21 protein-coding genes are annotated in these 19,700 nt (G+C 70.3%); 14 read left to right on the forward strand and 7 right to left on the reverse strand.

Annotated elements, in window-relative coordinates; all coding sequences use genetic code 11:
• Window positions 1-32 precede the first annotated feature (32 nt).
• The 6 genes from G4G93_RS00115 (at window position 33) to G4G93_RS00140 (ending at window position 3,402) form a co-directional block, all read left to right on the forward strand.
• Entirely contained in the window at window positions 33-410 is a 378-nt protein-coding gene (locus tag G4G93_RS00115; RefSeq protein WP_165080049.1) for an AtpZ/AtpI family protein, read from the forward strand.
• Between the two features lie 91 nt (window positions 411-501).
• The gene (locus G4G93_RS00120) at window positions 502-1,257 is read left to right on the forward strand and encodes a F0F1 ATP synthase subunit A (protein ID WP_109959015.1); all 756 of its coding nucleotides are present in this window, start codon (window positions 502-504) and stop codon (window positions 1,255-1,257) included.
• A 126-nt stretch (window positions 1,258-1,383) separates the two neighbouring features.
• A complete protein-coding gene (locus tag G4G93_RS00125) occupies window positions 1,384-1,611 on the forward strand; it encodes a F0F1 ATP synthase subunit C (protein WP_048436618.1) in 228 nt (75 codons plus the stop codon).
• Between the two features lie 193 nt (window positions 1,612-1,804).
• The gene (locus G4G93_RS00130; RefSeq protein WP_165080051.1) at window positions 1,805-2,383 is read left to right on the forward strand and encodes a F0F1 ATP synthase subunit B'; all 579 of its coding nucleotides are present in this window, start codon (window positions 1,805-1,807) and stop codon (window positions 2,381-2,383) included.
• Between the two features lie 24 nt (window positions 2,384-2,407).
• Window positions 2,408-2,893: an ATP F0F1 synthase subunit B gene (locus G4G93_RS00135; RefSeq protein WP_206289447.1), complete on the forward strand. Its 486-nt coding sequence runs from the start codon at window positions 2,408-2,410 to the stop codon at window positions 2,891-2,893.
• 251 nt (window positions 2,894-3,144) lie between these two features.
• Window positions 3,145-3,402, forward strand: a complete 258-nt coding sequence (locus G4G93_RS00140; protein ID WP_165080055.1) for a DUF6894 family protein — start codon at window positions 3,145-3,147, stop codon at window positions 3,400-3,402.
• 180 nt (window positions 3,403-3,582) lie between these two features.
• Here the strand turns inward: G4G93_RS00140 and G4G93_RS00145 are convergent, their stop codons facing one another.
• The 5 genes from G4G93_RS00145 to G4G93_RS00165 all read right to left on the reverse strand — a co-directional run bounded on the left by G4G93_RS00145 (window position 3,583) and on the right by G4G93_RS00165 (window position 8,201).
• A complete protein-coding gene (locus tag G4G93_RS00145; RefSeq protein WP_165080057.1) occupies window positions 3,583-4,557 on the reverse strand; it encodes a GDP-L-fucose synthase in 975 nt (324 codons plus the stop codon).
• A 1-nt stretch (window position 4,558) separates the two neighbouring features.
• Window positions 4,559-5,650 carry a GDP-mannose 4,6-dehydratase gene (gene gmd / locus G4G93_RS00150; RefSeq protein WP_165080059.1) on the reverse strand — a complete coding sequence of 364 codons (1,092 nt, stop codon included), beginning with the start codon at window positions 5,648-5,650 and terminating at the stop codon, window positions 4,559-4,561.
• A 339-nt stretch (window positions 5,651-5,989) separates the two neighbouring features.
• Window positions 5,990-6,505: a transcriptional regulator LdtR gene (gene ldtR / locus G4G93_RS00155; RefSeq protein ID WP_048436624.1), complete on the reverse strand. Its 516-nt coding sequence runs from the start codon at window positions 6,503-6,505 to the stop codon at window positions 5,990-5,992.
• A 173-nt stretch (window positions 6,506-6,678) separates the two neighbouring features.
• Window positions 6,679-7,140, reverse strand: coding sequence for a DUF6163 family protein (locus G4G93_RS00160; protein WP_165080061.1), 462 nt, complete (start codon window positions 7,138-7,140; stop codon window positions 6,679-6,681).
• A gap of 2 nt (window positions 7,141-7,142) precedes the next feature.
• Window positions 7,143-8,201, reverse strand: coding sequence for an enoyl-CoA hydratase/isomerase family protein (locus tag G4G93_RS00165; protein ID WP_165080063.1), 1,059 nt, complete (start codon window positions 8,199-8,201; stop codon window positions 7,143-7,145).
• 256 nt (window positions 8,202-8,457) lie between these two features.
• Here G4G93_RS00165 and hemB point away from each other — a divergent pair, with 256 nt between their 5' ends.
• From hemB to G4G93_RS00180, 3 genes are read left to right on the forward strand one after another with little or no spacing between them, the layout of a single operon-like run.
• A complete protein-coding gene (gene hemB / locus G4G93_RS00170; protein WP_165080065.1) occupies window positions 8,458-9,507 on the forward strand; it encodes a porphobilinogen synthase in 1,050 nt (349 codons plus the stop codon).
• A 14-nt stretch (window positions 9,508-9,521) separates the two neighbouring features.
• Window positions 9,522-9,887, forward strand: a complete 366-nt coding sequence (locus G4G93_RS00175) for a hypothetical protein (protein WP_165080067.1) — start codon at window positions 9,522-9,524, stop codon at window positions 9,885-9,887.
• Window positions 9,888-9,937: 50 nt separating this feature from the next.
• Window positions 9,938-11,179 carry a threonine ammonia-lyase gene (locus G4G93_RS00180; RefSeq protein WP_165080069.1) on the forward strand — a complete coding sequence of 414 codons (1,242 nt, stop codon included), beginning with the start codon at window positions 9,938-9,940 and terminating at the stop codon, window positions 11,177-11,179.
• Window positions 11,180-11,195: 16 nt separating this feature from the next.
• Here G4G93_RS00180 and G4G93_RS00185 read toward each other — a convergent pair whose 3' ends face one another.
• Together G4G93_RS00185 and G4G93_RS00190 are read right to left on the reverse strand one after the other, a co-directional pair.
• Complete coding sequence (locus tag G4G93_RS00185) at window positions 11,196-12,128, reverse strand: transporter (protein WP_246736460.1); 933 nt, start codon at window positions 12,126-12,128, stop codon at window positions 11,196-11,198.
• Between the two features lie 289 nt (window positions 12,129-12,417).
• Window positions 12,418-12,705 carry a hypothetical protein gene (locus G4G93_RS00190; protein ID WP_395410020.1) on the reverse strand — a complete coding sequence of 96 codons (288 nt, stop codon included), beginning with the start codon at window positions 12,703-12,705 and terminating at the stop codon, window positions 12,418-12,420.
• A gap of 330 nt (window positions 12,706-13,035) precedes the next feature.
• Between G4G93_RS00190 and G4G93_RS00195 the strand changes: the two genes are divergently transcribed.
• The 5 genes from G4G93_RS00195 (at window position 13,036) to G4G93_RS00215 (ending at window position 19,648) form a co-directional block, all read left to right on the forward strand.
• On the forward strand, window positions 13,036-13,557 hold the full coding sequence (locus tag G4G93_RS00195; RefSeq protein WP_165080071.1) for an RDD family protein: 522 nt from the start codon (window positions 13,036-13,038) through the stop codon (window positions 13,555-13,557).
• Between the two features lie 144 nt (window positions 13,558-13,701).
• The gene (locus G4G93_RS00200) at window positions 13,702-14,454 is read left to right on the forward strand and encodes an arginyltransferase (protein ID WP_165080073.1); all 753 of its coding nucleotides are present in this window, start codon (window positions 13,702-13,704) and stop codon (window positions 14,452-14,454) included.
• Between the two features lie 301 nt (window positions 14,455-14,755).
• Window positions 14,756-16,642, forward strand: coding sequence for an autotransporter domain-containing protein (locus G4G93_RS00205; RefSeq protein ID WP_165080075.1), 1,887 nt, complete (start codon window positions 14,756-14,758; stop codon window positions 16,640-16,642).
• 265 nt (window positions 16,643-16,907) lie between these two features.
• Window positions 16,908-18,218, forward strand: coding sequence for an adenylosuccinate lyase (purB, locus tag G4G93_RS00210; RefSeq protein WP_165080077.1), 1,311 nt, complete (start codon window positions 16,908-16,910; stop codon window positions 18,216-18,218).
• Between the two features lie 161 nt (window positions 18,219-18,379).
• Window positions 18,380-19,648, forward strand: coding sequence for a cyclopropane-fatty-acyl-phospholipid synthase family protein (locus tag G4G93_RS00215; RefSeq protein WP_165080079.1), 1,269 nt, complete (start codon window positions 18,380-18,382; stop codon window positions 19,646-19,648).
• The last annotated feature ends 52 nt before the right edge of the window (window positions 19,649-19,700 follow it).

Here is a 19,700-nt window from a genome sequence, read left to right on the forward strand (position 1 = left end):
ATCTCCTCATCCTTCACGCGCGAGGTTTCGCCATGAACGGCAACGACCCGCGGGGGAAGGACGGCACCGGTGAGGGCTCCTCCCCCGACGACGACCTCTCCGCGAGGCTCAAGCGTCTCGAGATGCAGATCGACCGGAAGCGCCCCGCGGCGTCTCCCGATCCTTCGTCGCGTCAACAGAGCGGCCAGCCTTCGTCCCTCGGCATCGCCATGCGGCTGTCCACGGAATTCGTGGCCGGCGTCCTGGCGGGCGGCCTTCTCGGCTGGGGCTGCGACCGTCTCCTGGGCACCAAGCCCTGGGGCCTGATCGTCCTGCTCGTCCTGGGCTTCGCGGCCGGAATTTACAACGTGATGCGCGTTTCCGGATTTTTTCCGAGCGTGGACACGAAGAAAGGCCCGCCAGGGTCTTGATCATCCGGTGGATGCCGTGCATCCGCCTGCACGGATTGGCAGCGCGGCGGGAGAAACCCGCGGCAGCGATACACGAGGGGGCGGGACCGGCATGGCCGTCAAGATGGATCCGATCCACCAGTTCGAGCTGAAGCCGCTGGTTTCGTTCGGGCATATCGGCCACCAGAACATCGCCTTCACCCAGTCGGCGCTGTACATGTTCCTGGCCGTGGGGCTCATCGCGCTCCTGACGATCTGGGCCACGAAGAGCCGCGCGGTGGTGCCGGGCCGGGCGCAGTCCCTGGCCGAGGTGTTCTATGAGTTCATCGGCCAGACGGTGCACCAGTCGGCCGGCCACGGCAGCGAGCGCTTCGTGCCGCTGGTGTTCTCCCTGTTCATGTTCATCCTGCTGCTGAACCTGTTCGGGATGATCCCCTACGCCTTCGCGGTGACCAGCCACATCATCGTCACCTTCATGCTGGCGCTGGTGGTGATCCTGACCGTGGTGATCTACGGCTTCATGGCCCACGGCACCCACTTCCTCGGCCTGTTCGTGCCCCCCGGCGTGCCCGGCTGGCTCAAGCCGCTGATCGTGGTGATCGAGGTCGTGTCGTTCATCTCGCGGCCGATCAGCCTCTCGGTCCGTCTCTTCGCCAACATGCTGGCGGGCCACATCGCGCTGAAGATCTTCGCGGGCTTCGTCCCGGCCCTGCTCGCCGCCGGCGTCTGGGGCATCCTCTCGCCCCTGCCCCTCGCCCTCTCGGTCGCCGTCACGGCCCTCGAGATGCTGGTCGCGGTGCTGCAGGCCTACGTCTTCGCAACGCTGACCTCGATCTACCTCAGCGACGCCCTGCATCCGGGCCACTAAGGGACCGGGGGCCTCGTCCGAGGCCCCGCCCCCGCCCGCGATCAGCCAAAGAGCTTCCCACCCCGGTTCGCCGTGTCGCGGCCGGATATCCCCGCCAGACGACTAGACGACCTTAGGAGCATCACGATGGATCCCGTTGCTGCGAAGTACATCGGCGCCGGCCTCGCCTGCCTCGGCATGGCGGGCGCCGCCATGGGCCTCGGCAACCTGTTCGGCCAGTTCTTCGCCGGCGCCCTGCGCAACCCCTCCGCGGCCGACAGCCAGCGCGCCAACCTGCTCCTCGGCTTCGCGCTGACCGAGGCGCTCGGCATCTTCTCGCTGCTCGTCGCGCTGCTGCTGCTGTTCGCCGTCTAATCCCGGCGAGGATTACCGAAACGAGGTGGTCCACCCGCGCACCGGGCCTTCACACGAGGCTCCGGTGCGCGTGCGTTAAGGGCCCCCGACACCTCTTCGTGCAGCCGCCGCCCGCGAGGCGTGGCGGCGCGACGGCCGGCCCGGCCGAGCGCTCGGAGGGAGCGCTTCGTCTCCCCCACACCCGGACGACACCATGGCGCAGCCACACGCACCCGCCCCCTTGAAGGAGGGGATGATTCACGAGCCGGTCTCCGAGCATGGCGGCGGCTTCCCGCCGTTCGAGAGCAGCACCTTCGTCGGGCAGATCCTCTGGCTCGCGCTCGCCTTCGGCCTGCTCTACTACCTGATGTCGAAGATCGCGCTGCCGCAGATCGCCGGCATCCTGCACGACCGGCAGACCCGCCTGTCCGGCGACCTCGATCAGGCGGCCCGCGCCAAGGCCGAGGCCGACAGCGCCCGCGACACCTACGAGCGCGCCCTGAAGGACGCCCAGGACAAGGCCAAGGGCATCGCCCAGACCACCCGCGAGCAGCTCGCGGCCGAGGCCGAGACCCGCCGCAAGTCCCTCGAGGCCGACCTGGCGACCAAGCTCGCCGAGGCCGAAGGCCAGATCCGCACCCGCACCGCCACCGCGATGGGCAGCGTGCGCGAGGTCGCCGCCGACGCCGCGACCGCCATCGTCGAGCGCCTGACCGGCCAGGCGCCGGACCGCGGCGCCGTCGAGGCGGCCTACGACCGCGCGGCCGCGTCGCGTCCGCAGACCGTGCACTGAGCCCCGCAGGAGATCACGACAATGCTGTTCGATGCGGAGTTCTGGGTCGCGGTCGCCTTCGTGGTGTTCTGCGGCATCGCCTGGAAGATGGGTCTGTTCGACCAGATCATCGGCGGGCTCGACAAGCGCGGCGAGCGCGTGCGCAAGGAGCTCGACGAGGCCCGTCGCCTGCGCGAGGAGGCCCAAGGCCTGCTGGCGGATTTCAAGCGCCGCCGCGCCGAGGCCGAGCGTGAGGCCGCCGAGATCGTCGCCAACGCCCGCGCCGAGGCCGAAGCCGCCGCGGCCGAGGGCCATGCCCGCCTGAACGAGTTCGTCGCCCGCCGCACCAAGGCGGCGGAGACCAAGATCGCCCAGGCGGAGGCGCAGGCCGCCGCCGAGGTTCGGGCCGCCGCGGCGGAAGCCGCCGTGCGGGTCTCCGAGACGATCCTGCGGGAGAAGGTCAGCGGCGACGCCGCCCAGGACCTGATCCGCCGCAGCCTCGGTGAGGTCCGGACCCGCCTGCGGGCCTGACGCACCCCACAACTTTGGTACAAAGTGAGAGCCGCCTTCGGGCGGCTTTCTTATTTGGCGGGACGAAACCCGCACTCGAAAACAACGCAAAGTCCTCGGTTTCGACCACAGGAATAATTTCAAATTACAATGGGATCCCGGCGATCTCGGCCTTGCCAAACATGCATGCGCTCTACTGGTTTAACGCAAAGAGGTTCGCCCCCGTCCGGTTTCTGTGTCATAGACCGAGGCGAAGCACCGTCGGGCCCGCGATGACCGTCTACTACTTCCACTTCCAGTCGGGACGCCGCCTGATCCTCGATCCCGAGGGTGTCGAGCTGCCGAGCCTCGCCGACGCCCTGGAAGTGGCAGCGAAGCTGGCGGCCGGTTTGCTCGACGATCGTGAAGTCGCCTGCGACTGGAGGCGCAGCGCCTTCCGGGTCGAGGACCAGCACCAGCGCCGCGTCTTCCGCCTGCCGATGGCCTCGGTGCGCGCGCGCGACAGCCGCAGCCGGGCGCTGCTGAACTAAGTTGCGGCGCGGGTCGCCGACGGCGGCGTCACCCCGGTCTTCCGCGGGCCTGTTCCAAGACCCATGAAGCGCGGGATCCCCTCTCCAGGCGAGGCCGGGCCTGCCCGGTCTCGCGACGGGGGGTGAGAGAGGGGAGGTTGCCCTCCACCCTTCATGCGAAGGGATCGAGCGGACCTCGCATCACTCCGCCGCCATCCCATTCGCCTTGAACCACTCGTAGACCCCGCCGATCCCCTCCCGCAACGGGATCCGCGGCGCCCAGCCCATGTCCCGGAGCCTGTCGGCGCTCATCAGCTTGCGCGGCGTGCCGTCCGGCTTGCTCGGGTCCCGGGCGATCCGCCCGCGGAAACCGACGACCTCGGCGACGAGTTCGGCGAGGTCGTAGATCGCGATGTCGGTGCCGGACCCGACATTGACGTGCCCCTCGCCGGAATAGGTCTTGAGCAGGAACACCAGCGCGTCGGCGCAATCGTCGACGTGGAGGAATTCCCGCCGCGGCGAGCCGGTGCCCCAGATCACCAGCTCGTCGTCGCCCCGCAGCTTGGCCTCGTGCGCCTTGCGGATCAGGGCCGGCAGGACGTGGCTGCTGGTCAGGTCGAAATTGTCCTCCGGCCCGTAGAGGTTGGTTGGCATCGCCGCGATGAAGTCGCAGCCGTGCTGGCGGCGATAGGCCTGGGCGAGCTTGATCCCGGCGATCTTGGCGACGGCGTACCACTCGTTCGTTGGTTCGAGCGGGCCGGTCATGAGGGCGTCCTCGACGATCGGCTGGTCCGCGAATTTCGGGTAGATGCAGCTCGATCCGAGGAAGAGCAGCTTCTCCACGCCGGTGCGGCGGGCCGCCTCGACGACGTTCGCCTCGATCATCAGGTTGTCGTACAGGAAATCGGCCGGGTAGGTGTCGTTGGCCAGGATCCCGCCGACCTTGGCGGCGGCGAGCACGATCGCGTGGGCCTTCGCCTGCGCCAGCCAGGCCTCGGTCTCGGCCTGGCGTGACAGGTCGACGGCGCGGCGGTCGGCGGTGAGGACGTCGCAGCCCTCGCGCGCGAGCCGGCGCACGACCGCGCTCCCGACCATGCCGCGATGACCGGCGACCCAGACGCGCTTGCCCGCGAGCGGGTAGAGGACGTCGTGCGGCAAAGCTTCACTCGGCATCATCTCACTCGACATCATTTCGCCCGGCATGGGCGCGCTGCTCCCGGGCGACCGTCGCGAGGTCGTGGCGCACCATCTCGGCGCAGAGTTCCCGCCATGTCGTGTCGTGGGTCCAGCCGAGCTTCTCGCGCGCCTTGGTCGGATCGCCGATCAGCAGGTCGACCTCGGTCGGCCGGAAGTAGCGCGGATCGACCTCGACGAGGACCCGTCCGGTCCGGGCGCACCGCGCCCGCTCCTCGACGCCGTGGCCCGACCAGTCGAGGGCGATGTCGGCCTCCGCGAAGGCGGCGGTGACGAAGTCGCGCACTAGGGTCGTCTCGCCGGTCGCCAGCACGTAGTCGTCCGGCGTGTCCTGCTGCAGCATCATCCACATGCCGCGGGCATATTCGCGGGCATGGCCCCAGTCGCGGCGGGCGTCGAGGTTGCCGAGATAGAGCGTGTCCTGGAGCCCGTGCCGGATCGCCGCCACCGCGCGGGTGATCTTGCGGGTCACGAAGGTCTCGCCCCGCAGCGGGCTCTCGTGGTTGAACAGGATGCCGTTCGAGGCGTGCATGCCGTAGGCCTCGCGGTAGTTCACCACGATCCAGTAGGCGTAGAGCTTGGCCGCCGCGTAGGGGCTGCGGGGATAGAACGGCGTCGTCTCGCTCTGCGGCACCTGCTGGACGAGGCCGTACAGCTCCGAGGTCGAGGCCTGGTAGAAGCGCGTCTTCGCGGTGAGACCGAGGATACGGATCGCCTCCAGGATCCGCAGCGTGCCGAGCCCGTCGGCATTGGCGGTGTATTCCGGCGTCTCGAAGCTGACCTGGACGTGGCTCTGCGCCGCGAGATTGTAGATCTCGTCCGGCTGGACCTGCTGGATCACCCGGATCAGGTTCGTCGAATCGGTCATGTCGCCGTAATGGAGCACGAAGCGCTGATCGAGGACGTGCGGATCCTGGTACAGGTGCTCGATCCGCCCGGTGTTGAACGACGACGAGCGGCGCTTGATGCCGTGAACGACGTAGCCCTTCTGCAGCAGGATCTCCGACAGGTAGGCCCCGTCCTGCCCCGTCACGCCGGTGATCAAGGCAACTTTCTTCGATCGATCGATTGTCATCGGCCGCCCATGAGAATTACGTACGTATTGACGTAATCATACCGGACGCGCGACTTCGGTGGCAATCGGATCGGGCAGTTATGATGGGCATGATTCCTGGAATCGTCGAAACCGTCAACGATCAGGAAAGATCAAGCCTGAATTCCTCGACATCGGTACTCTGCACGAATGCGGCACCCGGCCGCGCCGGGAGTCGGGGCAACCCCGATCGGGGCCGGCCGAACGGACCTCCGCCGGAGCTGGTCCCCACCGCTCATTCCGGGGCCGCGCAACGGAGCCCGGAATGAGCGGTGGATCTGCACTCCGTCCACGACGCCGCTCAAGCAGCGCGTCCGCCCATCAGAGCCGGTAGCGGATCTGGTCGGTCCAGAAGCGCTCGAGGCGGGCGAGCGCCAGGTTGAGCCGGCCGAAATCGTCCTCGGAGATGCCGCCGATCGGCTGGATCGTCTTGGCGTGCTTGTCGTAGAGCCCGCGGACGATCTCGTGGACCTCGCGGCCCTTGTCGGTGAGGCTGATGCGAACCGAACGGCGGTCGGTCTTCGAGCGGGCGTGGTGCAGGTAACCGGTCTCGACCAGCTTCTTGACGTTGTACGAGACGTTGGAGCCCAGGTAGTAGCCGCGGGTGCGCAGCTCGCTCGCGGTCAGCTCCTTGTCGCCGATGTTGTAGAGCAGCAGCGCCTGGACGCTGTTGACGTCCTCGCGGCCGCGGCGCTCGAACTCGTCCTTGATCACGTCGAGGAGCCGGCGGTGCAGGCGCTCGACCAGGTGCAGGGCCTCGAGGTAGTGGGGGCGCACGGCGGTCTCGGTCTCGGGAGCGGAGATCGTCTGCGCCACCTTCGTCGCCTGGGTCTTCATCGGAACGCCTCACTCTGTACGGGGGTGCTCGGCGGTGTGTCCCGCTCCGCTTATGAGTTCAAATTAGGTGGGCCCCGTGAATGTGAGTTTAAACGACAGGATAAATTCTCGATTTACCTCTGTCGGTAAACCGAAGATGAACCTGATCGTTCACTTTCGAGAAAGGTTGAGGATCAGCGTAGTTCGCGCGAGGCCAGCCAGGACACGGTGAAGTAGACCAGGATGATCATGCCGTCGAACGCGAGGCTCGGGATCGACATCGGCAGGAGCTGCGGCGTCAGCAGCGCGAGCACGATCGCCGAGGTGGCGGCGAGCAGCCAGACCACCCCGCCCCAGGCGGTGGCGAGCCACAGGCCTACCGCCGCCAGGAGGTTGATGACGCCGAAATAGACGATCACCGCCTGCCGGCCGATCGGCGCGGTCTCGAACGGCGCGGCGTTGGGGCGGGCGCCGAGGATCTCGGCCCAGGCGCTCAGGCCCTTGACCATCCAGACCACGGCGACGACCCGCATCAGCCAGACCAGCACCACGTCCCAGCGCGTCTCGGGCCGCGGGGCCCGGCGCTCGATGCGGTCGGCCGCCTCGTCGGGGCCGGCCCGCCGGGGGCCGCCCCGGACCTTGCTGAGCGAGCGCATGGTCAGGTGAAGCTCGGCTCGCCGGCCATCGGCGCGAAATGGGCCTCGACGTCGTCGGGCTTCACCGCCTCCAGGGTAGCGGGCTGCCAGTCGGGCGTCCCGTCGCGGTCGATCAGCACCGAGCGCACGCCCTCGTAGAAGTCGTGCCCGCGCAGGATCCGGCACAGGATGCGGTATTCGAGCCGCATCGCCTCCGGGAAGGACAGCGACGCGCCCCGGCGCATCTGGGCGAGCGCCAGGGCGAGGCTCGTGGGCGAGCGGGTGCGGATCGTCGCGGCGGTCGTTTTCGCGAAGTCGGAGCCGTCGGCATCGAGGCGCGCCAGCACCTCGGGTACGCTGTCGGCCGAGAAGCAGGCCTCGATCAAGGGCCGCTCGGCATGGCGCGGACCGGGGGCCGGGGTCTCGGAGGTGCCTGTCGTCTGCGGGCCGATCGCCGCCTCGACCGGTCCGCCCTCGCTGAGCGCGTCGCGGATCGCGGGAAAGCGCGCGGCGGGGGCCGCGTGGGTGGCCAGCCCGAAGGCGAGGACGTCGCCCTGGCCGATCCGCTCGCCGGTGAGCGCGAGATAGGTGCCGACGAAGCCGGGCAGGCGCGGCAGGGCGTAGGTGGCGCCGACATCGGGGAAGAAGCCGATCCCGGTCTCAGGCATCGCGAAGGTGGTGCGCTCCGCCGCGACCCGGTGCGAGCCGTGCAGCGACACGCCGACGCCGCCGCCCATCACGATGCCGTCGATCAGCGCGATGTAGGGCTTCGGGTAGCGCCGGATCAGCGCGTTGAGCTCGTACTCCTCGCGAAAGAAGGTCTCGGCTTCCGCGTATCGCCCCGCCCTCCCCTCCTCGTGGATGCGGCGGATGTCGCCGCCGGCGCAGAAGGCGCGCTCGCCGGCGCCCTGCACCACCACCCGGGTCACCGCCGGATCCGCCGCCCAGTCGTCGAGGGCCCGGCGCAGGGCGCGCACCATCTCGAGGTTGAGGGCGTTGAGCGCCTTCGGCCGGTTGAGGGTGATGATCCCGGCAGCAGACTGCCGCTCGCGCAGGACCGCGCCGTCCGCCATCTCGCCCATCGTGCCGTCCCTCCAAGGTTAAGGGCGGTTAACCGGGCCGGGCCGCCCGCGTCAACGGCGCGGGGCGGTTCGGCTCGTCGCGGCCTTCCGAACGCTGCGGCCCAGCCGGGCGCCGCGGCCCTGCCAGGCGCCGCGGCCCTGCCATGCATCGAGTCCCGGGTTCTGGCGCCGGCCGGAACGTGCTACCTGCGGATTGGACGAATTCGACGAGACGCGAGCCCGGCGCGGAGCGGGCCGCCAGGAGGCCCGATCCCGGATGTCGCAGATCCAGCCGATGCCCCGGCCGCTTGCCCGGGAAGCCGCCCGGACCGAGCCGGCCTCCCTAGGCCTCACCCAGCGGCCGCGGCGCAACCGCAAGGCCGAGTGGTCGCGCCGGCTGGTGCGCGAGACGACGCTCACCGTCGACGACCTGATCTGGCCGATCTTCCTGATCGAGGGCGAAGGGCGCCGCGAGCCGGTCGCCTCGATGCCGGGGGTCGAGCGCCTCTCGGTCGACGAGGTGGTGCGGGCGGCCGAGCGGGCCGCTTCCTTGCGCATCCCGGCGATCTCGTTCTTCCCCTTCGTCGAGCCTCGCCTGCGCGACGCCACCGGCTCCGAGGCGCTCAACCGCGACAACCTGGTCTGCCGCGCCGTCAAGGCGGTGAAGAAGGCGGTGCCGGAGATCGGCATCATCACCGACGTCGCCCTCGACCCCTATACCAGCCACGGCCATGACGGGCTCCTGGAGGACGGGGTCATCGTCAACGACGAGACGGTGGCGCTCCTCGTCGAGCAGAGCCTGATCCAGGCCGAGGCCGGCACCGACGTGATCGCCCCCTCCGACATGATGGACGGACGGGTGGGCGCGATCCGGGCCGGGCTGGACCGGGCGGGTTTCCGCGACGTGCAGATCATGACCTACGCGGCGAAGTACGCCAGCGCCTTCTACGGCCCGTTCCGCGACGCGATCGGCACCAGCGCCACGCTGGTCGGCGACAAGCGCACCTACCAGATGGATGCCGGCAACACCGACGAGGCCCTGCGCGAGGTCGCCCTCGACCTCGACGAGGGCGCCGATTCGGTGATGGTGAAGCCCGGGATGCCCTATCTCGACGTGATCCGCCGGGTGAAGGAGACCTTCTCGGTCCCGACCTTCGCCTACCAGGTCTCGGGCGAGTACGCGATGATCGCGGCCGCCGCCCAGAACGGCTGGCTCGACGGCGAGCGCGCCATGCTGGAGAGCCTGGCCGCCTTCAAGCGCGCCGGCGCCGACGGCATCTTCACCTACTTCGCCCCGCGGGTCGCCGAGCGGCTGCGGCAAGGTTGAGCCCGGGATCGAGGGTGAGGCTCGCGGCCCTCGCGGCCCTGGCGAGCCTCGGCGCCTGCTCCGGCACACCGGATCCCGAGCAGGCGCGCATCTGCCGGCGCGCCCTGCCGACCCTGGTGCCGGCAGGCGCCCGCATCACGGTCCTGCGCACCGCGCAGGGACCGCAGGAGCGCAGCATCCGCATCGACTTCTCGCAGGAGCGCGACGGCCGCGCCCCGTTGCCGCGCTACGCGGTGTGCGAATTCTCAGGGATGAGCCGCACCGACCTGTCGGGCCTCACCAGCGACCGCGGCCCGGTCGGCGGCGCGGCGCTCTACCTGCTCAAGCACTATTACCTCGACACGCCGGACGCGGCGCTGGCCGAACCGGGACCGGGCTGACGCGGGACGGGGCGGGCTCTATGGTGCCGCGAGCCCCGGAGAGCCCACGCGTGAGCCAGCCCTACGCCATCACCCCGGACGACGTGGTCCGGGCCTCGCACACCATCCGCGGCCACGTGCTGCGCACGCCGCTGGTGCCGGCGCCGCGCCTCTCCGAACTCACCGGGGCGCGGGTTCTGGTCAAGCACGAGAACATGCAGGCGACCGGCGCGTTCAAGGAGCGCGGCGCGGTCAACCGCCTGAACGCCCTGACGGCACCCGAGCGCCGCCGCGGCGTGGTGGCGATGTCGGCCGGCAACCACGCGCAAGCCGTGGCCTACCACGCCCACCGTCTCGGCATCCCGGCCACCATCGTGATGCCGGCGACGACGCCGCTGGTGAAGGTCGAAAACACCCGCGCCCACGGTGCCACGGTGGTCCTGGAGGGCGAGACCCTGGTCGAATCGGCGGCTTGCGTCGACCGGCTCGTCGCGGCGCACGGCTTCGTCCTGGTCCACCCCTACGACGATCCCCTGGTGATGGCCGGACAGGGCACCATCGCGCTGGAAATGCTGGAGGACGCCCCCGACCTCGACTGCCTGGTGGTGCCGATCGGCGGCGGCGGGCTGATGAGCGGCATCGCGATGGCGGCGAGCCTAAGGCCGCGGGTCGGGCTCTACGGCGTCGAGGCCGCGCTCTATCCCTCCTTCCTCAACGCCATCGACGGCCAGGACCGGCCGATCGGCGGGCCAACGCTCGCCGAGGGCATCGCCGTCAAGACCGTCGGGCGCCTGACCCTGCCGATCATCCGCGACATGGTGCGCGAGATCGTCCTCGTCGACGAGCCGCAGATCGAGCGGGCGGTGCACGATTACGCCACGCTCCAGCGCAGCCTCGCGGAAGGCGCGGGTGCGGCCGGCCTCGCGGCCCTGCTCGCCCGGCCCGATCTCTTTTCCGGCCGCACGGTGGGCCTGGTGCTCTGCGGCGGCAACATCGACGCGCGGCTGCTGGCCTCCGTGATGGTGCGCGAACTGGAGCGCGAGGACCGCATCATCTCGTTCCGGATGACCGCGAGCGACCGGCCCGGCGTGCTCGGCCGGGTCGCCGGGCGCCTCGGCGAGCTCGGGGCCAATATCCTGGAGGTCTCGCATGGCCGCCTGCACCTCGACGTACCGGCCAAAAGCGTCTCGATCGACGTGACGATCGAGACCCGCGGCCCCGGCCACACCGCCGAGATTCTCGACACCCTGCGCCGGGAAGGGCTGGAGCCGCGGCGGATCGGGTCGGTCGGCACGGCGGCGACGGGGGGCTGACCCCGTCGCCGGCGGCTCAGCGCGACTGCTCGCGCGTCACCAGGGTGCGGCCGGGCGCCGCCTCCTGCTTGTCCTGGTAGAGCGGGATCACGGCCCTGAGCCAGGCCCGGGTATCGCGGCCGCCGTAATTGCGGTCGATCACGTCGCGGGTGACGAAGGCCTGGAGGTTCACCGGCCCGAAATTGTACCCGACGAGCCCCCCGACCGCGATCTGCCCCTGGGAGCGGGTGCCCGCGACGCCGGTCGGCAGGTCGGTCGAGGCGAAGGCCACCGCCCCGACCTGCCACTTGCCGAATTTCTTCGTCGCGGTCAGGTCGAGGTTCATGTAGTCGGGATAGGTCGCCACCCCGGCCGGCGGCCGGTCGCCGAGGAAGTGGCCGTAGAACAGGTGGCCGGTCAGGTTCCAGTCGTTGCCGACGTAGCTGAGCGCGAAGCGGTGGGTCAGCGACGGGGCCTGCGTGGTGATGCCGGTCCGGCTCGGGAAATAGCCGCCGAGCAGGTAGCTGAAGCCGACATCGCCGCCGAGATCCCAGGCGAGCTGGCCGGCGAGCAGCGGCTGGCCGACACCGCTCTGCCAGGCACGGTCCTGCGGACCGATCGCCGAGTACGGGATGCCGGCGAAGAGCTGCACCCGCCCGCCGAGCAGATCCCACGGGGTCGCCCAGGCAAGCGTCATGGTGTTGACGTTGAGGGGCAGCGCGCCGGAAGCGGTGTCGCGGACGCCGAAATTCGACGCGGTGATGAGATAGAGGCCGTGCGGAATCTGCGCGCCGACCGGAAGGCCGACCGATTGCCCGGGCTGGGCGGCGGAGCCGGCGAGAGCCGCGCCGGAGCCGGCGAGGAACGCCCCGGAGGCGAGGAAAGCCGCCGCGAGGGTGCGCCGCCGTGGGCCGCGCCTGCCGCCCTCCCGACGATCACCCGTTCGCAGCGGACCGATGCTCGCGCCCATCCGGCGGTCCCGTCGCCGGGCCGTCCCATGCGGCATGTCCATGCCTTCCTCCCTCGATGTCGTCGGCGGCGCTCGCGACGCGACGATTTTCTGAGATTTTTGACTCTGCTTATCGATAGACCTCCACTCGCACAATTTAGTGCTTGAGCGAGCGGAGAGATCAAAAAATCCAATTTTAAAATTACTTAGAAGGTCGGGTGCGGTGGCGACGCAAGACGGAGCATGACTTTGCTGCCGACGCAACGGGGACAGGCACGAGCCCCGGCCTCTCCCCGCGGGCGCCCCTTCCTCAGCGATGCCCCGGCTGCATCGCCCAGGCCGGCACCCCGGCCCCGCGCGGCAGGAGCCGCGTGCCCGGATCGGCCGTCATGGGCGCGCCGAGCAGCTGCCCGGTGCCACGCCGCTGCGAGTAGGCGGAGCGCGGGTCGTGGTAGGGGTCGCTGACGTAGCTGCTCATGTGCCCGCCGCCGGCCGGCATGCGCCCGCCGCCGCCGCCATCGGCGCGGGCGGCCCCCGCCGCGAGCAGGGGCAGCGCCAGGGCGGCGGCGGCGAGCGGAGTGAGACGACGCAGTGTCATGAGATCCATCCTCGATCTACGGCGAGATTTCCGTGCGACGGAACCTGCCATTTCGATGGAATGATCGTTGAATATATTGATATTGATTGATGTGCGCCCACGCACATCAAGTATTTTTGGTTTTAATCCCGTCAACTGTACGGCAATGTGCGCAGCGACACCGGACGGACCGGATCTCCTGGCGGGCACGGGATGACGCGGGCGCGAGATCGCGCAAGGCGCGCCCGGTACCCGAGGCGCGCTCTGTGCCCAAGGTGCGCCCTGTGCCCTTGAGACGGCCCACCGCCGCGCCCACCTTATCGGCTGGCTGAGGCGGCGGAGACGAGGACGATGGCGAATTCCTGGCAAGGCGGGCCCTATGGCGGTCCCTCCCCCGGCAACCCCTACCAGCAGGGCTACGCACCGGCACCGGGCTGGGCCGGGCCGCCGGTGCTGGTGGCGCATGGCTCGCTGAGCCGGCGCTTCATGGCCTACCTGCTCGACATCGTGTTCATCTTCGGCTTCAGCTGCCTCTTGTGGCTGGCGATCTCGTTCCTCGGGGTCATCACCTTCGGGGTGGCCTGGGTGCTCTACGCGATCCTGCCGGCGAGCGGCATCATCTACAGCGCGATCACGGTCGGCGGGCCGCGCCAGAGTACGCTCGGCATGCGGATGCTGGGCCTGCGGGCGGTGCGGGCGACCACCGGCGGTCCGGTCGACTGGATCACCGCCGGGGTGCACGCGCTGCTGTTCTACTTCGCGCTCTCGACCTTCCTGCTCTGGCTGCTCGACATCGGCATCGGCGTGGTGCGGTCCGACCGGCGGATGGGTCACGACCTCGTCATCGACCTCGCGGTGGTGCGCGACGCGTGAGCCTGCAACTTTCGGCGGCCTGCCGCGCTTAAGACCTCAGGAATTCGCGCCGTCGCCGCTCTGGCCCTTGAGGCGGGCCGCGCCGGTGCTATCCTGTCCCACCCGGCGCCCCGCGCCGGCCCCTGCCTGCGAGCACGACGAAGCGTGACCAGCCATCCGCGGGATGCACCGCAGTTCTACCTCACGGCGCCCTCGCCCTGCCCCTACCTGCCGGGCCAGCAGGAGCGGAAGGTCTTCACCCACCTCGTCGGCCGGCGCGCCCGGGACCTCAACGAGATCCTGACCCAGGGGGGCTTCCGCCGCTCGCAGACCATCGCCTACCGGCCGGCCTGCGAGACCTGCCGCGCCTGCATCTCGGTGCGGGTGGTGGTGGGCGACTTTTCGCCCAGCGACAGCCAGCGCCGGGTCTTGAAGCGCAACCGCGACCTCGTCGGCCAGGCCCAGGCCAACCGCCCGGCCTCGGAGCAGTACGCGCTGTTTCGCCGCTACCTCGACGCCCGCCACGGCGATGGCGGCATGGTCGACATGACGGTGCTCGACTACGCGATGATGGTCGAGGACAGCCACGTCGAGACCCATCTGGTGGTCTACCGCCGGCGCGGGCCCGACACCGCGATCAACGGCCGCGGCACCGGCGCACCGGTCGCGGTCTGCCTGACCGACGTGCTCTCCGACGGCCTGTCGATGGTCTACTCGTTCTACGACCCGGTGGAGGCCGACCGGTCGCTCGGCACCTTCATGATCCTCGACCACATCGAGCGCGCCCGCAGCCTCGGCCTGCCCTACCTCTACCTGGGTTACTGGGTCGAGGGCTCGCGCAAGATGCAGTACAAGGCCAAGTTCACCCCCCAGGAACGTCTGATGCCGAACGGCTGGGCCCGGATCGAGGAGGCCTGATCCCATTCCCGGACGATGACTTCCGGGAATGGTACCATCAGCCCGCGCGGCGTCCGGGCGAAGCCGCAATCTGCATTGCGATGGCGCAGCAATCGCCGAGCAATCAGTCGGATATCGTATGACGGGTGGACAAGGCCTGAAGACCGGGCGCGACTGTCGCCGCGCGGCCACAGGGCAGGCCCCCTGCTTTTTCTCACCTGTAACCGGGACGGTCGAACCTTGACCGCCCCGCCCCCGATCTGCCCCATCGTGACGCACAAGCGGCGCACCGAAGCCGCAGGCGCTTGGGGGGAGACGGCGGATGGGAACGGGATTCGGGCGCCGGGCGGGATTCGCCGCGGCCTGCCTCGCCGGCACGATGCTGGCGGGCATGCAAGGTGCCGCTGCGCAAGGCGTGACCGGGCTCACGGTCTTCGGCGACAGCTACGCCGATACCGGCAACGTCGTGCGCCTCACCGGCCGCCCCCTCGGCTTTCCCTACCTGGACGGCCGCTACTCCAACGGCGCCAATTTCGTCGACGGGCTGCAGGCGCTCTACGGCCTGCCCGATGCCGCGGTCGTGAACTACGCCGTCGGCGGCGCCCAGACCGGCACCGGCAATGTCGGCTCGGCCCTGCTGCCGGGCCTGACCCAGGAGGTGGCGGCCTTCCTGGCGAGCGGCCAGCGCCTCGGGCCCGGCAATCTCGTCGCCATCAATATCGGCGGCAATGACGGCATCGGGGCGACGCTCGCCGGCCTCACCCCGGCCCAGGCGCCGCGCCTCGGCCAGGCCTCGGCGGCGAACGCCGTCGGCAGCGTCGGCCGGCTCGTCGGCGCCGGTGCGCAGACGATCGTGTTCAACGGCTTCACCACCCTGAACGGCCTGCCGCGGGTCGCCGCCTCCGGCAACGCCGCCGCCGGCGACCTGTTCGCGCGCTCCTACTTCGACGGCCTCCAGGCCGGCCTCGCGCCGTACGCCGCCGCCGGCACCCGGATCTTCCTCCTCGACAACGGCCAGATCTTCCAGCGCATCATCGCCGAGCCGGGCCGCTTCGGCTTCGCCAACGCCACCGCTCCGTGCGCCCTCGTCGTCGCCTGCATCACGGCGCCGAAGGCGGTGCAGAACACCTTCCTCTCCCTCGACGGCGTCCACCTGACCGAGGGCGGCTACCTCCTCCTGTCGCGCTACATGGCGAATGCCGTCGCGGGCCCGAACGGCATCGCCGCCCAGGCCGAGCTCGGCCAGATCGGCACCACCAGCTTCGCCGGCGCCCTGCTCCAGCGCCTCGACGCCTACCGGCTCTTCGCCCCCGTCCCGGGCGCGGCGACGGGCACGCTCGGCACCACCGGCGTCGCACCCCTCGGCGCCCCGGCGAGCCCGCTGATCGTGTGGGGGCAAGGAGGTTATGCCGGCGGCAGCCGGGCGACCCGCGGCTTCGCCACCGGCTACGATTACGACAGCCCGAGCGGCACGATCGGCCTCGAGGCGACGCCGATGCCGGGCGTGCGCTTCGGCTTCGCCTTCAACTACGCCAACCCGCACGCCAACCTCCGGGGCGGCGCCGGCTCGATCGACATCGACAGCTACGGCTTTGCCGCCTACGGCTCGTTCACCGGCCCGAACCTGTTCGGCGACGCGGTGCTGGCCTACGGCCGCCACGATTACGCGGTGACCCGCCCGGGCGTGATCGACCCGCTCAACGGCGCCACCGGCGGCGACAGCGTCGCGGTGGCGGCGAAGGCCGGCTACCTGTTCGACACCTTCGGACCGGTGCGGCTGGGGCCGATCGTCGGCCTCACCTACGCCACCACCCGGGTCGGCGCCTATACCGAGCGGGGCGACCCGGTACTGACGCAGTCGGTCGGCGCCACCGGCCTCGAGTCGCTCGTCGGCCGCGCCGGCGTCCAGCTGCGCGCCGCGCCCTTCGACGTGGTCGGCCTGCCGGTGCGGGCCTTCGTCAACGTCACCGCGGAGCACGAATTCCTGGACGGCGGCCGCACCCTGGTGACCTCGCTCACCTCGACCCCGCTCCTGCCGATCCTGACCCCGCTCGGCCGCGGGGCGCGGGGCACCTACGGCCTCATCGAGGCGGGCCTTGCCGCCGACGTGACGCCGGGGGTGAGCCTGACGCTCACCGGCGGCACCACCTTCGCCCGGACGGGCGGGGACGGCTACGCGGTGAATGGCGGGCTGACGATGCGGTTCTGAGCGGGCCGTGTCCCGGCACCGACCCGCCTGCGGGCTTGGAGAGAGCCGTCACCGTCGAAGCGGAACCGGTGCTCCGCGCCTTCGTGCCTTGACCCGGTCGAACCGGCACCCTCCGTGTCGTTTCCGCCGGAGTGGGCCGACGCCGCCGGCGGGCTGGCCTGGGGGCTTCGGCGCGACGTCCGCCTCCCCTTCCTTGCCTTCTCGCCCCGCATCCCATAGCCGTCGCGGCATCCCAACCCCGCCTTATCGCGCAGGAGCCCCGACGATGATCCCCCGCTACAGCCGGCCCGAGATGACGGCGATCTGGTCGCCGGAAGCGCGTTTCCGGATCTGGTTCGAGATCGAGGCCCACGCCACCACGGCGCTCGCCGAACTCGGCGTCGTCCCGAAGGAGGCCGCCGCCAAGGTGTGGGAGAAGGGCCGCGACGCCGTGTTCGACGTCGCGCGCATCGACGAGATCGAGCGCGTCACCAAGCATGACGTGATCGCGTTCCTGACCCATCTCGCCGAGATCGTCGGGCCCGAGGCGCGCTTCGTCCACCAGGGCATGACCTCGTCGGACGTGCTCGACACCTGCCTGAACGTGCAGCTCGCCCGCGCCGCCGACCTGCTGATCGCCGATATCGACGGCTTGCTCGCCGCGCTGAAGCGCCGGGCCTTCGAGCACAAGCTCACCCCGACCATCGGCCGCTCGCACGGCATCCATGCCGAGCCGGTGACCTTCGGGCTCAAGCTCGCCCAGGCCTATGCCGAGTTCGAGCGCGCCCGCGCCCGCCTCGTCGCCGCCAAGGCCGAGATCGCCACCTGCGCCATCTCGGGAGCGGTGGGCACCTTCGCCAACATCGACCCGCGGGTGGAGGAATACGTCGCCGAGAAGATGGGGCTGACCCCCGAGCCGGTCTCGACCCAGGTCATCCCGCGTGACCGGCACGCGATGTTCTTCGCGGTGCTCGGCGTCGTCGCCTCGTCGATCGAGCGGCTGGCGATCGAGGTGCGCCACCTGCAGCGCACCGAGGTGCTGGAGGCGGAGGAATACTTCTCCGAGGGCCAGAAAGGCTCCTCGGCGATGCCGCACAAGCGCAACCCGGTCCTGACCGAGAACCTGACCGGGCTCGCCCGCATGGTCCGCGCCTACGCCCTGCCGGCGATGGAGAACGTGGCGCTCTGGCACGAGCGCGACATCTCACACTCCTCGGTCGAGCGGATGATCGGCCCGGACGCCACCGTGACCCTCGATTTCGCGCTCGCCCGCCTCACCGGCGTGGTCGACAAGCTGCTCGTCTACCCCGAGCAGATGCAGCGCAACCTCGACCGGCTCGGCGGCCTCGTCCACTCGCAGCGGGTGCTGCTGGCGCTGACCCAGGCCGGCGTGTCGCGCGAGGATGCCTACCGGCTGGTGCAGCGCAACGCGATGCCGGTTTGGCGCGGCGAGGGCGACTTCCTCACCCTGCTCCAGGCCGACGCGGACGTCACCGCCGCGCTCAAGCCCGAGGCGATCGCCGAGTGCTTCGACCTCGGCTACCACCTCAAGCACGTCGATACGATCTTCCGGCGGGTGTTCAAGACCGCCGCGTAAGTGGCACGGCCGGGCGCCGCGCGGCGCCCGGCCACAAGGCTGATCTGCGAACGATGCAGGGCCCCGCGCCATGCATGCCGGCTCGATGGACTTGACGCCCCTTCGCCGCTCACCATCCTCCTACACCAGGGGAGCATCTTCGTGTCTCACGGGGTAGCGGCGTGGTCCTCGATCATCTGCTGGAGACGGCTTTCGGCGTCAGCGGCCTGAGCGGCACCCTGACGGTGGTCACGGCCAGCGGCCGCCGCTTCCGGGCCGGGGACGGCGACGGCCCGGCGGCGGCGATCCGCTTCGCCGACGCCGCCGCCGAGCGCGAGCTGCTCCTCGATCCCGAGCTGAAATTCGGCGAGCTCTACACCGACGGGCGCCTGATCCTGGAGACGGGCGGCCTGCCGGAGCTGCTGACGGTGCTGCTCGGACGCAACCACGGCGAGCCGTCCCTGCGCCAGATCCGGGCGCTGGCGGCCTTGCGCCGCCTCGGCCGCCGCATCGCCGGCCGCAACACGCTGCTGCGCTCGCGCCGCAACGTCGAGCGCCATTACGACCTCGACGACCGGCTCTATGCCCTCTTCCTCGATGCCGACCGGCTCTATTCCTGCGCCTATTACGCGACGCCCGGAATGAGCCTGGAGGAGGCGCAACGCGCCAAGATGCGCCACATCGCAGCGAAGCTCCTGGCCGGTCCGGGCCAGCGGGTGCTCGATATCGGCTGCGGCTGGGGGGCGCTCGCCCTCTACCTCGCCGGCGTGGCGGGCTGCGCGTCGGTGCGCGGCATCACCCTCTCGGCCGAGCAGCACCGGATCGCACAGGCGCGGGCGGCGGAGCGAGGCCTGTCGGCCTCCGTCCGCTTCGCGCTGGAAGACTACCGCACCCTCCACGGCACGTTCGACCGTATCGTCTCCGTCGGCATGTTCGAGCATGTCGGCTCGGCCCATTACGACGCGTTCTTCCGCGCGGCCCATGACCGCCTTGCCGAGGACGGGGTGATGCTGCTGCACACGATCGGCCGCACCGGCGTGCCCTGGCCGACCAACCCGTGGATCACCCGCTACATCTTCCCCGGCGGCCACCTGCCGACCCTGTCCGAGATGATGCCGGCGATCGAGCGCGCCGGGCTGAGGCTCGCCGACGTCGAGGTCTTGCGCCTGCACTATGCCGAGACGCTGCGCGACTGGCGCACCCGCTTCCTAGCCCATCGCGAAGAGGCCGCCGCGCTCTACGACGAGCGCTTCTGCCGGATGTGGGACTGGTACCTGGCGAGCGCCGAGGCGGCGTTCCGGCACGAGGACGCGGTGGTGTTCCAGCTCCAGCTCACCCGCCGCAACGACGTGGTGCCGCTGACGCGGGACTACATCGCGGAAGGCGAGGCGCGGTTGCGGCGGGCGGAGGAGGCGGAGTGGGGGAAGGGGGAGATGCGAGCGGCGGGATGAGAGTCGGCCTCGCGCATCTGTATCGATTCGGATACGCAGGGGGACGTGAAGC

Origin of the sequence: Methylobacterium sp. DB0501 (assembly GCF_011043735.1) — a bacterium.
GTDB lineage: Bacteria > Pseudomonadota > Alphaproteobacteria > Rhizobiales > Beijerinckiaceae > Methylobacterium > Methylobacterium alsaeris.

Excerpts from the sequence above, each read along its gene's own strand:
- G4G93_RS00205 (WP_165080075.1), top strand. The coding sequence starts at position 14,756 with ATGGGAACGGGATTCGGGCGCCGGGCGGGATTCGCCGCGGCCTGCCTC.
- gmd (WP_165080059.1), bottom strand. The coding sequence starts at position 5,650 with ATGACAATCGATCGATCGAAGAAAGTTGCCTTGATCACCGGCGTGACG.
- G4G93_RS00120 (WP_109959015.1), top strand. The coding sequence starts at position 502 with ATGGCCGTCAAGATGGATCCGATCCACCAGTTCGAGCTGAAGCCGCTG.
- G4G93_RS00160 (WP_165080061.1), bottom strand. The coding sequence starts at position 7,140 with ATGCGCTCGCTCAGCAAGGTCCGGGGCGGCCCCCGGCGGGCCGGCCCC.
- purB (WP_165080077.1), top strand. The coding sequence starts at position 16,908 with ATGATCCCCCGCTACAGCCGGCCCGAGATGACGGCGATCTGGTCGCCG.
- G4G93_RS00130 (WP_165080051.1), top strand. The coding sequence starts at position 1,805 with ATGGCGCAGCCACACGCACCCGCCCCCTTGAAGGAGGGGATGATTCAC.
- ldtR (WP_048436624.1), bottom strand. The coding sequence starts at position 6,505 with ATGAAGACCCAGGCGACGAAGGTGGCGCAGACGATCTCCGCTCCCGAG.
- G4G93_RS00195 (WP_165080071.1), top strand. The coding sequence starts at position 13,036 with ATGGCGAATTCCTGGCAAGGCGGGCCCTATGGCGGTCCCTCCCCCGGC.
- G4G93_RS00145 (WP_165080057.1), bottom strand. The coding sequence starts at position 4,557 with ATGATGCCGAGTGAAGCTTTGCCGCACGACGTCCTCTACCCGCTCGCG.
- G4G93_RS00125 (WP_048436618.1), top strand. The coding sequence starts at position 1,384 with ATGGATCCCGTTGCTGCGAAGTACATCGGCGCCGGCCTCGCCTGCCTC.
- G4G93_RS00140 (WP_165080055.1), top strand. The coding sequence starts at position 3,145 with ATGACCGTCTACTACTTCCACTTCCAGTCGGGACGCCGCCTGATCCTC.
- G4G93_RS00165 (WP_165080063.1), bottom strand. The coding sequence starts at position 8,201 with ATGGGCGAGATGGCGGACGGCGCGGTCCTGCGCGAGCGGCAGTCTGCT.
- G4G93_RS00185 (WP_246736460.1), bottom strand. The coding sequence starts at position 12,128 with ATGGGCGCGAGCATCGGTCCGCTGCGAACGGGTGATCGTCGGGAGGGC.
- hemB (WP_165080065.1), top strand. The coding sequence starts at position 8,458 with ATGTCGCAGATCCAGCCGATGCCCCGGCCGCTTGCCCGGGAAGCCGCC.
- G4G93_RS00115 (WP_165080049.1), top strand. The coding sequence starts at position 33 with ATGAACGGCAACGACCCGCGGGGGAAGGACGGCACCGGTGAGGGCTCC.
- G4G93_RS00190 (WP_395410020.1), bottom strand. The coding sequence starts at position 12,705 with ATGACACTGCGTCGTCTCACTCCGCTCGCCGCCGCCGCCCTGGCGCTG.